Source organism: Aestuariibaculum lutulentum, assembly GCF_032926325.1.
Classification (GTDB): domain Bacteria; phylum Bacteroidota; class Bacteroidia; order Flavobacteriales; family Flavobacteriaceae; genus Aestuariibaculum; species Aestuariibaculum lutulentum.
In genome coordinates, this window is sequence record NZ_CP136709.1 from 705,039 (window position 1) to 719,515 (window position 14,477).

General features: G+C 35.4%; 11 protein-coding genes. 6 read left to right on the top strand and 5 right to left on the bottom strand.

Annotation, left to right across the window (positions count from 1 at the left end; genetic code table 11):
• The first annotated feature begins 9 nt into the window (after nt 1-9).
• From R1X58_RS03165 to R1X58_RS03180, 4 genes are all read left to right on the top strand, one after another.
• Nucleotides 10-1,089 carry a nickel-binding protein gene (locus tag R1X58_RS03165; RefSeq protein ID WP_240571905.1) on the top strand — a complete coding sequence of 360 codons (1,080 nt, stop codon included), beginning with the start codon at nt 10-12 and terminating at the stop codon, nt 1,087-1,089.
• A gap of 126 nt (nt 1,090-1,215) precedes the next feature.
• Complete coding sequence (locus R1X58_RS03170; protein WP_240571906.1) at nt 1,216-1,611, top strand: DUF4242 domain-containing protein; 396 nt, start codon at nt 1,216-1,218, stop codon at nt 1,609-1,611.
• A 101-nt stretch (nt 1,612-1,712) separates the two neighbouring features.
• Nucleotides 1,713-2,087: a group I truncated hemoglobin gene (locus tag R1X58_RS03175; protein ID WP_240571907.1), complete on the top strand. Its 375-nt coding sequence runs from the start codon at nt 1,713-1,715 to the stop codon at nt 2,085-2,087.
• 24 nt (nt 2,088-2,111) lie between these two features.
• Nucleotides 2,112-2,384: a DUF4242 domain-containing protein gene (locus tag R1X58_RS03180; RefSeq protein WP_240571908.1), complete on the top strand. Its 273-nt coding sequence runs from the start codon at nt 2,112-2,114 to the stop codon at nt 2,382-2,384.
• A 111-nt stretch (nt 2,385-2,495) separates the two neighbouring features.
• Here the strand turns inward: R1X58_RS03180 and R1X58_RS03185 are convergent, their stop codons facing one another.
• The 5 genes from R1X58_RS03185 to porU all read right to left on the bottom strand — a co-directional run bounded on the left by R1X58_RS03185 (nt 2,496) and on the right by porU (nt 11,109).
• Nucleotides 2,496-4,124, bottom strand: coding sequence for a pyruvate dehydrogenase complex dihydrolipoamide acetyltransferase (locus R1X58_RS03185; protein ID WP_240571909.1), 1,629 nt, complete (start codon nt 4,122-4,124; stop codon nt 2,496-2,498).
• Between the two features lie 3 nt (nt 4,125-4,127).
• Complete coding sequence (gene pdhA, locus R1X58_RS03190) at nt 4,128-5,126, bottom strand: pyruvate dehydrogenase (acetyl-transferring) E1 component subunit alpha (RefSeq protein WP_240571910.1); 999 nt, start codon at nt 5,124-5,126, stop codon at nt 4,128-4,130.
• A gap of 211 nt (nt 5,127-5,337) precedes the next feature.
• Nucleotides 5,338-5,820 carry a cytidine deaminase gene (gene cdd, locus R1X58_RS03195; RefSeq protein ID WP_240571911.1) on the bottom strand — a complete coding sequence of 161 codons (483 nt, stop codon included), beginning with the start codon at nt 5,818-5,820 and terminating at the stop codon, nt 5,338-5,340.
• A 122-nt stretch (nt 5,821-5,942) separates the two neighbouring features.
• Nucleotides 5,943-7,190 carry a type IX secretion system outer membrane channel protein PorV gene (gene porV / locus R1X58_RS03200; protein WP_240571912.1) on the bottom strand — a complete coding sequence of 416 codons (1,248 nt, stop codon included), beginning with the start codon at nt 7,188-7,190 and terminating at the stop codon, nt 5,943-5,945.
• A 34-nt stretch (nt 7,191-7,224) separates the two neighbouring features.
• The gene (porU, locus tag R1X58_RS03205; RefSeq protein WP_240571913.1) at nt 7,225-11,109 is read right to left on the bottom strand and encodes a type IX secretion system sortase PorU; all 3,885 of its coding nucleotides are present in this window, start codon (nt 11,107-11,109) and stop codon (nt 7,225-7,227) included.
• Nucleotides 11,110-11,374: 265 nt separating this feature from the next.
• Here porU and gldJ point away from each other — a divergent pair, with 265 nt between their 5' ends.
• Together gldJ and R1X58_RS03215 are read left to right on the top strand one after the other, a co-directional pair.
• A complete protein-coding gene (gene gldJ, locus R1X58_RS03210; RefSeq protein WP_240571914.1) occupies nt 11,375-13,066 on the top strand; it encodes a gliding motility lipoprotein GldJ in 1,692 nt (563 codons plus the stop codon).
• A 94-nt stretch (nt 13,067-13,160) separates the two neighbouring features.
• Nucleotides 13,161-14,441 carry a UDP-N-acetylmuramoyl-tripeptide--D-alanyl-D-alanine ligase gene (locus R1X58_RS03215; RefSeq protein ID WP_240571915.1) on the top strand — a complete coding sequence of 427 codons (1,281 nt, stop codon included), beginning with the start codon at nt 13,161-13,163 and terminating at the stop codon, nt 14,439-14,441.
• Nucleotides 14,442-14,477 lie beyond the last annotated feature (36 nt).

Sequence of the window (14,477 nt, forward strand, 5' to 3'; positions counted from 1 at the left end):
TTTTGAATCATGCCTATATTTATGGATCGTCACGATGTCTCGGAAAGCGTTTCGGCTGAAGTGTTGGCAGAGATACATCTGGAAGACTTAAAAATAGAACACGAATATGGTTGCCGTGGTTTTACCTATTGGTTTGACCAGAAACGTAAAAATGTGTTTTGCCTTATTGAAGCACCAAACAAAGAGGCTATTACACGCATGCACAAACATGCTCATGGAGATGTCCCTAATACCATCATAGAAGTTGAACCTACAATTGTAGAATCTTTTCTTGGCAGAATTTCAGATCCGGAAAAAACCAAAAATACCGAACTAAATTTAATTAACGATTCTGCATATCGAATTTTAATGGTTATTCACATTAATACCCAATTAAATAAAACCAATGAATTAAAGGCTATTTCTAAAAATTTAAATAGGAAAATAAAGAAACTATTGGAAAATAGTCATGGTAATATTGTAAAGAAAGATAACACTACTTATTTAGTTTCATTTAAATCTGTAATTAATGCTATTAACAGTGCACTTCAAATCGAATCAGATATAATTCCTAATCATTTAACATCATCGGGGAATTTAAAAATAGGTATTGCATCAGGAGAACCTGTAACCAACAAACCTGAAATATTCCAGGAAACCATTACGTTAACCAATAGAATGTGCAGCTTTGTAAATGCAAACATTAGCGTTTCTTACGAGGTGAAAAGCCTTTACGAAAGTGTACAAATACATTCCATTTCTAAAAGTTCACAAATCCGGGTTTTAACCCCTTCTGAAGAAAAATTTCTGAATCAATTAACGGATGAAATTGAAACCTCCTGGCAAAATCCGGAATTTAATATTGATCGTTTCAGTGAAAATCTAGGTTATAGTAAAAGTCAACTCTACAGAAAGCTAACCAATCTAACAGGAAAATCTCCTAACTCTTTTATTAGAGATTACCGCTTGAATCAAGCCTTAAAATTAATAAATGACCAACAAGGCAACATTTCAGAAATAGCTTTTGAAACAGGTTTTAACAGCTTAGCTTATTTCTCAAAATGTTTCAAAAACAAATACGGTATTCTCCCTTCAAAACACGCTCAATAATAAACAAACCGCTAATTACCAATGACTTAAAATTTATAATTTTTGAATTATTTGTAGAAATAATTTTCATATCAAGGGTATAATTTTGAGATGTAACCAAATTATTTAACCCTAAAACCAATAATTATGAAAACTTTTAAATTTGTTTTACTCTTAGCCCTAGCACTTACTTCATTTCAATTATTCGCTCAGGAAAAGTCAATTCCGGATGCTTTACGAGAAAATACGACATTAAAAAGTCAAAGTATGTACGTTATTGAGCGAGAAATTCCTAACTTAGAGTCATGGTCTGCCGAAGACCTTAAAGCAGCTTCACAAACCTCTTGTGGAGTTCTAAAAAAAATGGGACCAAAAATTACTTGGCTTCATAGCTATGTTACTGGAGATAAAATGTATTGCGTTTATCTTGCAGAAAGTAAAGATCTGGTAAAAGAGCATGCCGAAAAAGGAGGATTTCCTGTAAATTATGTTGCAAAAGTTTCAACCGTAATCGATCCTTCCACTTCAGGCGAAACTTACTAGAAATTTAAAATCTTATGTTATTGTCCTAAATAATGAGCTAATTTTCATTTCATTGTCTCTATTCTACTAGTGATGCTTTTGCTACATAAAACCATAAAATTATGTCAAAATCACTTTACGAAAGATTAGGCGGAAATGACGGTATTTCAGCCATAGTTAGACGAGCCATTAGTATTCATATGGAAAATCCTGATATTAATGCACGCTTTTTACCCTACAAAGAACGACCTGAATACTTTGAAACGGTTGTGCAACACAGCATCAATTTTTTCAATTCAGGAAGTGGTGGTCCTGCCGTATATGAAGGCAGGGACATGGAAACAGCTCACCGTGGGATGAACATAAGCCCTAAGGAGTACATGTGTGCCATTGATGATATTTTTATTGCCTTAGACGAACATAAAATTGACGACGACACAAAAAAAGATGTTCTCGCTGTTTTATGGTCTTTAAAAGGAATGATTATCGCTAAATAACAACCTTTTTAAACCTTTTAAATTATGCCAAAATACGTTATAGAAAGAGAAATACCAGGAGCTGGTAAACTTTCTGCTGAAGACTTAAAATCGATTTCGAAAACCTCGTGCAAGGTCCTTCAAAATCTGGGTCCTGAAATTAACTGGGTACACAGTTATGTTACCGAAAATAAAATTTATTGTGTGTACATAGCTCCAAATAAAGAACTCGTAGAAGAACATGCAAAACAGGGTGGATTTCCAGCAAATATGATAAGTACGGTTTCTACTATTATAGATCCCGTGACTTCTGAATAGTTTAAAACATATAACTTTTCAATGAAAAATTAAAAAGCCTGATTCAAAATTGAATCAGGCTTTTTAAATATTATATAACTAAATTCCGAATTAAATTATTCAGAATAAGGATTACACTAACATTGTAACAGGGTTCTCAATATATCCTTTTAAAGTTTGAAGGAATTGAGCTCCTGTAGCACCATCAATAGTTCTGTGATCGCAAGCTAATGATAATTTCATTGTGTGACCAACAACTATCTGACCATTTTTAACCACAGGTTTTTCTACAATATTACCAACAGATAAGATTGCTGAATTTGGTTGATTGATAATTGATGTAAATGTATCGATACCAAACATACCTAAGTTAGAAACAGTAAATGTACTACCTTCCATTTCAGCAGGTGTTAATTTCTTATTTCTTGCTTTACCAGCTAATTCTTTAACAGCAGCACCAATTTGCGGTAAAGTTTGCTCGTTAGCAAATTTCACAACAGGCACAACTAATCCGTCTGGCACAGCTACAGCAACACCAATATGAACATGGTTATTTAAACGCATCTTATCTGCAAACCACTGAGAGTTTACTTGCGGATGTTGTTTTAATGCTAAAGCACAAGCTTTAACGACCATATCGTTGAATGATATTTTAGTATCTGGAATTGTGTTGAATTGTGCACGGAATGCCATAGCATTTTCCATATCGAATTCTACACTTAGGTAATAATGAGGTGCAGAGAATTTAGAATTTGTTAATGCCTTAGCAATTGCTTTACGCATTTGCGAGTTTGGTACATCTTCAAAATCTTCTTGTCCTGCTGGTACAAATTTACCAACAGCTGCAGCTCCTTGAGCTGGCTCGTAGTTCTCAACATCGTATTTCACAATACGTCCGTTTTCACCAGTACCTTGTATTTTAGTTAAGTTGATACCTTTTTCTTCAGCAATTTTCTTAGCTAATGGCGACACAAATACACGTCCGTTTTCAGTAACAGGTGTAGCAGCTCTTTTCGCTGGTTTCTCAGCTACCGGAGCTGACACAGGAGCAGCTTTAGGGGCTTCTGCTTTAACTTCAGCTTTAGGAGCTTCTTCTGCTTTTGCAGCAGGAGCAGCAACAGTAAAGTTAGCAGCAACACCAGAAACATCAGTTCCTGCAGGGCCAATAATAGCTAATAATGAATCTACTTTTGCAGATTCACCTTCCTGTAAACCTATGTGTAATAAAGTACCTGATTGAAACGATTCGAACTCCATAGTCGCCTTATCTGTTTCAATTTCTGCTAAAATATCACCTTCAGAAACCTGATCACCTACTTTCTTTAACCAAGTAGCAACGGTTCCTTCTTCCATAGTATCACTTAAACGTGGCATCGTTACCACGATAACACCTTCTGGTAAAGCAACAGCAGGAGCTTCTTCTTTAACTTCTGCAGGAGCAGTCTCAGCAATAGCAGGAGCTTCTTCTTTTGCCGGAGCAGCTGGCGCTGAACCTCCGCTTAAAAGTGCAGAAATATCTTCACCTTCTTCTCCTATAATTGCTAAAAGTTCATCTACCTTAGTAGTTTCACCTTCCTGAACCCCAATATGAAGTAATGTCCCTTCATTAAAAGATTCAAATTCCATAGTGGCTTTATCTGTTTCAATTTCAGCTAAAATATCACCCTCTGCAACCTTGTCACCAACTTTTTTTAACCAAGCTGCAACAGTTCCTTCTTCCATTGTATCGCTTAAACGCGGCATATTTACTACTATAGCCATATCTTATAATTTATGTTGAATAAATGGATAATCTTCTTGTTCGTAAACTACATCGTACATCACGCTCTTTTCTGGCCATGGAGACTCTTCTGCGAATTTCTCACATTCAGAAACACGATCTTTAACACGCTTATCGATAACCTTAATTTCCTCTTCGGTAGCATATCCTTCAGCAAGGATAACATCTAATACCTGAGTAATAGGATCTATTTTTTTGTACTCTTCTACTTCATCTTTAGTTCTGTAGTGCTGAGCATCACTCATAGAGTGACCTCTATAACGGTATGTTTTAAGCTCTAAGAACGTCGGCCCTCCACCTTTACGAGCACGTTGAATTGCCTCATCGAATGCTTCAGCTACCTTGATAGGATTCATTCCATCAACCGGAGCACTAGGCATGTCATAACCTAAACCTAATTTCCAAACATCGGTATGGTTTGCTGTACGCTCTACTGAAGTACCCATAGCATATCCGTTGTTTTCACAAACGAATACCACTGGTAAATTCCAAAGCATCGCTAAGTTGAATGTTTCGTGAAGTGATCCCTGACGAGCAGCACCATCACCAAAACAACAAAGTGTTACAGCATCACTTCCGTGATATTTATCTCCAAAAGCAATACCTGCTCCTAATGGAATTTGTCCTCCTACGATACCGTGACCACCATAAAAACGGTGTTCTTTAGAAAATATGTGCATAGAACCTCCTAAACCTTGAGATGTTCCGGTTCCTTTACCATATAACTCTGCCATAACACGTTTAGGATCTACTCCCATACCTATTGGTTGAACGTGATTTCTATAAGCAGTAATCATTTTATCTTTTGTCAAATCCATAGCGTGTAAAGCTCCTGCTAACACTGCTTCTTGACCATTGTATAAGTGAAGAAATCCTCTTACTTTTTGTTGTATGTAAACTGCAGCTAGTTTATCTTCAAACTTTCTCCAGAACAACATGTCTTCATACCATTTGAGGTAAACCTCTTTTGTGATTTTTTGCATCGACTAATTTCTAGGTTTTACTTAAGCGAGATACAAAAGTAATACATTGACAGCTATTGCAAAAACAGAAACTACTTAAAGTAAAAAAAAATGTCAAAAAAAAAACGCTTGATCCTCAACTTTGTCATTTTTTCAACATTTCGTAAAAAACGTTATACTTTTTAAAATTTCAAACGTTTAACCAAGCCTATTATTTGCACTTTTTAGAAAATTAAAGTGCTGATTTATCAAAAACGAAAGGGAGTAAATTCTCGAGAGATTTAGACATAGCCACTTTACCGGTTTCACCCATAAAATAGATTTCAATGGGCTGATTTTGCTTAATCTCATATTCTGCGATTGCCTGCCTGCAAGCGCCACAGGGCGGAATAGGCTCCAAAGTTGGTTTATTTATTGAAGTGGCCGATATAGCCATTTTTAGTACGGCTGCCTCAGGATAATTGGCTCCCGCATAATAAATGGCGGTTCGTTCGGCACAAAGCCCTGAAGGATAAGACGCATTCTCCTGATTATTACCCGAGACTATCTCGCCGTTATTTAATAACAATGCAGCTCCTACATTAAACTTAGAATACGGCGCATAAGCCTTATTCCTTGCTTCAACCGCCCTTTCCATTAAATTTATAATATCCTTTGGCAACTCATTTATTGTATCGTAAACCTGCAATACAGTTTCTATTTTTATTTCCTTCATAAGCTTTATGTCAACTTCAGCGAAGTACAGCCCCGCTTCAATAAAGTTAAGAAACTATTACAAGCAAAAAAACTATTGCTGCTGGCAATAGTTTTTTTGTTATTCTGAATTTTAAAAATATTTTAATATTCCATATACGTTCCTGAGCCAATATTAAGTGTCAGCGAAAAACGTAATGTTCCTTCTAAAGGACTCTGAACTTTTGCTGTTGAGAACAGGTATGATAAATCGATGTTTACCACATTCGCTTTAAATCCAGCCCCAAGTGCCATAAATTTTCTAGCACCTTTTTCTTCACTCTCATTAAAATAACCAGCTCTTAATGCAAATGAATCCTGATACATATATTCAGCTCCTAATGCCCAAGTGAACTCCTTAATCTCTTCACTAAATCCTCCTGGGGCATCACCAAATGACTGGAATATACCTGACAAGAAATTTACATCTTGAGATTTTCCGTCGTAAATAATATTGTTTCTTTCTGACGACACAGGATCTCCTAACTCATCAACGCCTTCATCATATACCCCATTACTATTATTATCCGTAAAATTATATTCAGTTCCCATAATAGGGGGCGTTGGCACTAAAAGTTTAGCCACCTCCAGAGTAACCCCTAATTTATTATACTGATCGAAAATGAAATCGAAACCACCTCCTAAACGTAAGTTTGTTGGTTGAAAATTATCTGCTCCACCATCATCATATTTAAATTTTGGTCCGATATTCTGTATTGCCCAACCAGCTCTCCATCGTCCGTTAAAATCTGAATAAACCTCTTCTTCACTTTGATAGTATCCAGAAATATCAACACCAAAAGAACTCGCTGCACTGGCATCACTATTATCATAATTCAGTCTTAAATCTGATAATAAATAACGCATAGCTACCGACATGGCATATTGATCACTTAATCTTAAAGCATAAGATACGTCGAATGCTAATTCATTTGGTTTTTGAATTACAGGCTGATCAAATTCATTGTTCACAAATTCAATCTCCCCAAGTCCGAAGTATTTAAAACTGGCTGCAAAAGCACTACGTTCATCTAGACGATTAAAATACGACAAATAGGCGATTCCCATATCGTTTACTAATTTCTTAAGATATGGCGTATAACTTAATGAGATTCCAGATTTAGTTTCTGAAAACACATACTTAGATGAATTCCATTGTTGAGAAAATGCATCTACTGAAGTTGCAACCCCCATATCACCCATACCTGCAGCACGTGCATCTGGAGCAATTAAGGTGAATGGCATACCAGTTGTTATAACTCTGGAATCATTTGGATTAGGCCTTATAGTTGTTTGTGCACTAACACTTAAGACACACATTAGCGCTAAAAGAAGTAATAATTGGTTTTTCATTGGTTAATTTTAATTCGACAAATATATATTTTTATTAGAGTATTACAAGTTTCTCTATTTTCTCAACCTTTTTATTTAACAGCTCAGACTGGACTGTTAATTTATAAATGTACACGCCTTTTCCGATTCTATCTCCAAAGTCATCACGACCATCCCATACAATATCTCTTGAAAGCGTGCTATTTATAATTCCTCCCCCTGATGTTTGACCATTTAAGGTTCTCACCAATTTTCCTGAAACCGTGAATATCTGTATAGAAACGTTTAAAGGTGCCGAACTATTGTGATTAAACCAAAATTCGGTGTAATTTACAAATGGATTTGGGTAATTTAAGACATTATCTATTACCAGTTCCTGATCCTGATCGTAAACCACAAACTGAATTTCGGCTATTGAAGAATTATTATACACATCCCAGGCTTTAAGTGTCAGGGTATGTAATCCGGGTTCTAAATCACGGAACGGAAAACTCACTATTCCATTGGTATATACATCCAACTCGGTTTGATAATAATCATTCAATATATAAGGATTCGTTTCGTCACCATCAATAATAGCCACAATATCATGACCAATGCCACTCGCCGTATTAATACCGTTGGCATCTTCTAATTTAGCCAGTAAAGTTGGCGATTCGTTTGTAATTCCTCCTGAAACAAAGGTTTCATCATTCATATAAAGCGTTATAACCGGCCCAATATTATCTTCCTCAGCATCTTCATTTAAACCACCAATTTTAACAATATCAACACTCGCACCTGTCTGATCTTCTAACAGCGCGCCATTTTCTGAATAAAAACTCACCTTACCTGAACCAACAGGAATACCAATATCCTTTGGTACAATAAAATCGAATTCGAATTGACCGTTAGTCACAGATGCCTGACCTCTAAAAATAACTTCACCTAAGGTTTTAAAATTTAACTTGACTAATTGTCCGTTCAATGTGGTTCCATCATTAGCTAAAGTTTGTCTATCAATGTCCTTATCATAAATAGTCGTAGACAGCACACCGTTATAATTAGAAAGTATGTTTCCTGACAAATCGGTTACTTCTCCGGCCAATTTAACATAACTCAAGGCTTTTAAAGTATCTGTCGCCTGAGTAATCGGCACATCATTAATTTTAGTTAAACTAATATTTGGTTTAGCGAAAGCTAATTTCATAGCCGGATCTCCAATGAAAAATATTAAACGACGCTGACTTTGCCCTGACAACGTCGGGTCATTTTTTGTCAGTCTCAAGGCTTCTGCCATAGACGGATATTCAAAATCACCATAAGTATCATTATCGCTAAAAGAGAAAAGATATTGCCCCAAAACATTATTAAAAGCGATAGCAAAACTCACAAATATTTGTCGGGTTGTCGTGATTAAACCAATAGCTCCTGCTTCTTTATTCCAATAGGTAAATTCGCCTGCTGTTTGCCTGTATGGATTATCGAACTTTGTAAACTCACAAGTTACCGTTACAAAACAATTGAGTTTATTATAATTTCTGAAAGATTCAATATTCGGTTTGGTTAAAATACGTTCCTGCGCTAAACCATCTTCACCACCATGTCCAAAATAATTAATTACTAAAGCCCCATTATCAATAGCATTTAAAAACTCTGTATTAGCTTGAGGATAACGCTCACCTCCTGCCGAAGTCTCCTGCTTAAACGCGTCGCTATGAATTTTCACTATATTCATAAAAGGCTTGGCTTCGGTTACCATATTACCAAGATTGTCGGTAGTAGACTGCAAAATGCCTTCCCAATCTTGGTCGACATCATCTGAAACAACTACAAAGTTATTTCGCCAGCTTCCGTAAGCTTCTTTCGAATAGTACGATTCTATTTTATCTACAAGTTCTTTTGCTTGTTGAGGGTTATCGGCAATAATCCTTCCAACTGCAATATCAAGTTTATCACTTGTTAACATCGTTCCTTCATTTTCATTCATCATCCCATAAAAATCATCTGAGATATACGAATTAGTCAAGTTGAAACTATTATAGGAATGCCATGATGGTACAATATTCGTATTATTAGGAATTCTATCTTTATAATCGAAAGAGCCATCTCCAAATAAACACAGGTATTTTATTTCACCTCCAGGATTAACAGGGTTATCGTAAACATACTTCACCAGATTTCTTATGGCACCTATATCCGGATTCCCTGTACTGAATTCATTATATATTTCATCTAAACCAAACACCTTAACATTCAAACCATATTGATTTGCATTTATCTGTGCTAGGCGATTAGCCTGACTTAACATATTATTTGGTGAAACAATAATATAATCTACATCCTGCTCCTCCCCAAAACTATTTCGAAAAACAGTTCCTTTAATATTCTGGTTACTTACTGTTGTATTTGTGTCATATTTAGGCTCATAAAAATTACTTGCTGTTACAGCTACATAGTTTCTTAATTCACCTAATGTTGTAGTAAAGCTTAACGTAGATGCTTGTTCAGCATGCTCATAGTTTAACACATTAAATATATCGGTCACATCCCAAATTTCTGAAATCCCGGAAGCATCACTAATTTGATATTCTCCAATTCCCGAAGCTGATGCTACCACATCGTTTTTAAATTGAAACTGTTTATTATAGAATTTAAGTGCTCGAGTCGCTTCAACAGAAATATAATCTAAATACCCAACAGCACTCGGGTTGCCTTGATTATTATAATTAAGACCCACATTTAAGGTAGAAGAATTCACCGTAATATCATTAAAATATGATGCACCACTTGCTAAAGTCGGCGAACTTGCTCCACTTAAATTCATAGTAGTGATAAGAGATCCATTCACTGTAAGTGCCATAGAACTCATAGAACCTGATGTTGCCGCAACATAAACTTTTAAAGTAACCGGCTCGGTCGTTACTAAATCAGGAAATTCAAACGAATACGTTTTACTATTATCCACATCAAAACGATCACCAAACCAACGACGCCCTAAAAATGCAATATTATGTTCGTCCTTTTCATAGAATTTATAATCCTGATAGGTATTAATAACCATATCGACGGTTCCTGTTGGTTGGGTAAAAGGCTGAATGCGTTTTCCTGAGCCAGAACTTACATTTATATAATAATAAGTCTTATCGGTATAACAATTAATATTGGTATTACTTTCAGAATTATACATACGAGGTCCTTGGGCATAAAACAAGATATGATCGTTACTATCAAACACGCCATCTTCTTCCCCTACAAACTTTATGGCATTCTCCTGAACATCGAAAGGATAAGGTTCTGCATTAGAATACGGAATCATTCGTCCTCCGTTACCATATAACTTTATTGTTCTTGGATCGACACTATTAACATTTACCCCCAAGCGTTGCAAAAAACTTTTCGACAGTTTAAACACCCCTGTTGTATCAACATAAAACTTATACCATTCTCCACTACTAAGCACCGAATTAGTTCTGGCTTTAGTTGCATAAGTCTTACTAGATACATTAGTTCTCGAAGTACTGACTCCAAGTGTATAATTAATTTGAAAAGACATAACCTTTTTATAGGTTCCGTTCGTATCCTTTATTATAGGTGATATTTGAAAAAGCACAAAACGTTTATCTCGAGCTATTGCATTTTTTAAACTAAATTTTAATTTTGATGGAATAGTTGACTCATCTAAATCTTTGAATTCCTGTTTTGAAATCGAGGCATATACCACATTACTAACAGCAACAGAAGATTCATTAACTACTCCAGAAGTAACCCACTGCGAAACAAACTGTAACCCTTCTGAAAAATCATAACTAAAATTTTCATCGTTAAAACCAGGAAGTTCTATAGAATAGGTATCACTGGAAATCTTTTTAGAAGATTCCCATGTAATGGTAAACTGTTTTTGTTGCCCAAAAGCAAAAACACATATAAATAATAAGACGAGTAAAATTTTCTCTTTCATTGCTAAAAATAACGTGAATAACCCTTATATAGTATGACTATAGCCTACAATTTTAAAAACTGATTCAAAAATACAATAATAATTTAGCAATACACACGTTAATAAAACACAAAATAAGATCGAAAAACCTCAAAAACATCGATGTAAGAACCAAAAAATAGGTTGAAATGCACATTTTTTTGGGTAAAATGTAAAAAAGAGCTTGCATTGTTAGGTTTAATTCTTATATTGCATCACCAAAAATATTATTAGCTTACTTAAACGTATGAATATGAAAAAAGTAGTAGCATTCAAGGTTTTACTAGTTTTAGCCCTAACCGCGACCATAACTAGTTGTAAAAAATCATCGAGCTCGAAGAACACTTCTAGAGCTACGGGATGGCAAATCAACTCACGTGAAGGAGGTTTTCAATACAATACAGACTTTAAAGAACAGGAAACTTCTCCTGGTTTAGTTTTTATTGAAGGAGGTACCTTTACCAAAGGACGAGTACAGGACGACGTAATGCACGATTGGAACAATACGCCAAACCAGCAACACGTTCAATCGTTCTATATGGATGAAACTGAGGTTACTAATGCCATGTATATGGAGTATTTAGATTGGATTAAACGCGTTTATCCACCTTCAGATGAAAACTTCAGAGCCATTTATCACGGAGCTTTACCAGACACCTTAGTTTGGAGAAATCGTTTAGGGTATAACGAAGTTATGACAGACAACTACTTGCGTCACCCGGCTTATGGTGAGTATCCTGTAGTTGGTGTTAGCTGGATTCAAGCTGTTGAGTTCGCTAACTGGCGTACAGATCGTGTTAACGAATACAACTTAGAACAAGCTGGTTACTTAAAACGTGATGCTAAAATTACCGATGTTGGTGCTGATGCCACGTTTAATACAGATACTTACATCAATTCTCCTACTTTAACGTATGGTGGTAATGAAGAAGTAATCAACCCTAATCAAGGAAGAAATAGATACGCCAGAACGGATGCTGAAGGCAATGAAACTAACATCTATGCAACAAGAGAAACCGGACTTATTACACCGAAGTACAGACTCCCTACTGAAACAGAGTGGGAATATGCTGCTTTAGGTTTAAGTGAAATTAGAAGTTATAACTTATACCGTGGACGTAAAAAATATCCATGGGACGGACAATACACTCGTAACGGAAAACGTAAATACCGTGGTGATCAGTTAGCTAACTTTAAACAAGGAAAAGGTGATTACGGTGGAATCGCAGGATGGTCTGATGACCGAGCAGATATCACTAACGCTGTAAAATCTTACGAGCCTAACGATTACGGTTTATATGATATGGCTGGTAACGTAGCAGAATGGGTTGCCGATGTTTACCGTCCAATTGTTGATGATGAATTCAACGATTTCAACTACTACCGCGGTAACGTATATACTAAAAACGCATTAAACGATGATGGTACTGTAAAAGTAGTTACTCCTGAAGATATTGTTTACGATACACTTTCTAACGGAAAAATTATTGCAAGAAACCTTCCGGGTGAAATTTTACAAGTTCCTGTTGATGAAAATGAGACCTATTTACGTACGAATTTCGACAAGAGTAATCAGGTAAACTACAGAGACGGTGATAGAAGATCTTCTCGTTATTTCGAGAGCTTTAACGACGAAGAGGGCGAAGAAAATCCAGATGCCCTTACAAGAAAAATGTACAACTCTCCTAAAAATGTTGTAACAAGAGATTCATTAGGTAATATTGTTAGAGAATACGATAAATCTAATAACAGAACGTCTTTAATTAATGACGAAGTTAGAGTTTACAAAGGAGGTTCTTGGAAAGACAGAGAATACTGGTTAGACCCTTCTCAACGTCGTTACTACCCGCAAGATATGGCAACAGATTACATCGGGTTTAGATGTGCTATGTCGAGAGTAGGTTCAAAATCTCAACAAAAATTCAAAACCAAAAACTAGTTAAACAACTTGTTGAAATAATATTAAAAGTCCTAACCCACAGTTAGGACTTTTTTAATACTTTTAATTTTCAATTTAAAAAACAATTTCTCCATTGAAAATCGCACAATTACACAGTCTTTTCTTAGAATGTCACAAAGTAAGTACCGACACCCGCAAAATTGACCATGACGACATGTTTTTTGCTTTAAAAGGTGAAAACTTCAATGGTAATACTTACGCAGAACAAGCACTAAAAAATGGAGCTAAATATTGTGTTATAGATGAAGAAGCATTCAACACATCTACACACACCATTCTTGTTGATAATGTTCTTGAAACCCTGCAAAACTTAGCAACATATCATAGAAATTATTTAAAACTTCCTATCATCGCTTTAACAGGTAGCAATGGCAAGACCACAACTAAAGAATTAATTAACGCAACGCTGTCTAAAAAATTTAAAACAACAGCAACGGTTGGTAATTTAAACAATCATATTGGAGTGCCATTAACGCTTTTATCCATGAACAGCGAAACCGAAATAGGCATTGTTGAAATGGGAGCAAATCACCTAAAAGAAATTGAAATGCTTTGTGCTATTGCCCAACCCGATTATGGCTATATCACCAACTTCGGAAAAGCCCATTTAGAAGGTTTTGGCAGTGTAGAAGGTGTCATTAAAGGAAAAAGTGAAATGTTCGACTATCTCATTTCAAACAACAAAACCATATTTGTTAACGGTAATGACTCTATTCAACTAGAAAAAACAGCAAATACTAACAGAATCGTTTTTGGAGACACGAACGAATTCAATGTCACTATCAATTTTATTGAAGCACAGCCCAACGTTAAGCTTAATTATAACAGTTTAACCATTCAAAGTCAGCTAATAGGTGCTTATAACTTCAATAATATTGCTGCCGCAATCACCATTGCAAATTACTTTGAAGTTGAAGATAATGATATAAAATCTGCAATTGAAAACTACTCTCCAACCAATAATCGTTCACAGGTTATTAACAAAGGTACCTGTAAAATCATACTGGATGCATACAATGCAAATCCAACAAGTATGCTAGCAGCACTTACCAATTTTGATAAACTAAAGGATACTAATAAAATAGCCATTATTGGAGATATGTTTGAACTTGGCCAGGAAGCTAAAGAAGAACATCAAAACATTGTTAAGTTATCAACATCTCTTAACATTGACAAGGTAATTGTTATTGGAGAAAATTTCTTTAACACTGAAACCACTGTTGAAAACCTGTTAAAATTCCAATCCTTTGAAGACTTTAAATCTAAAATGAACATTTCAGATTTATTCAACAGTACGCTTTTAATAAAAGGCTCCAGAGGTATGGCTATGGAAAGAATACTGGACTTATTATAATCAGATATAAAAAGTGCCTGAAATATATAAATATAA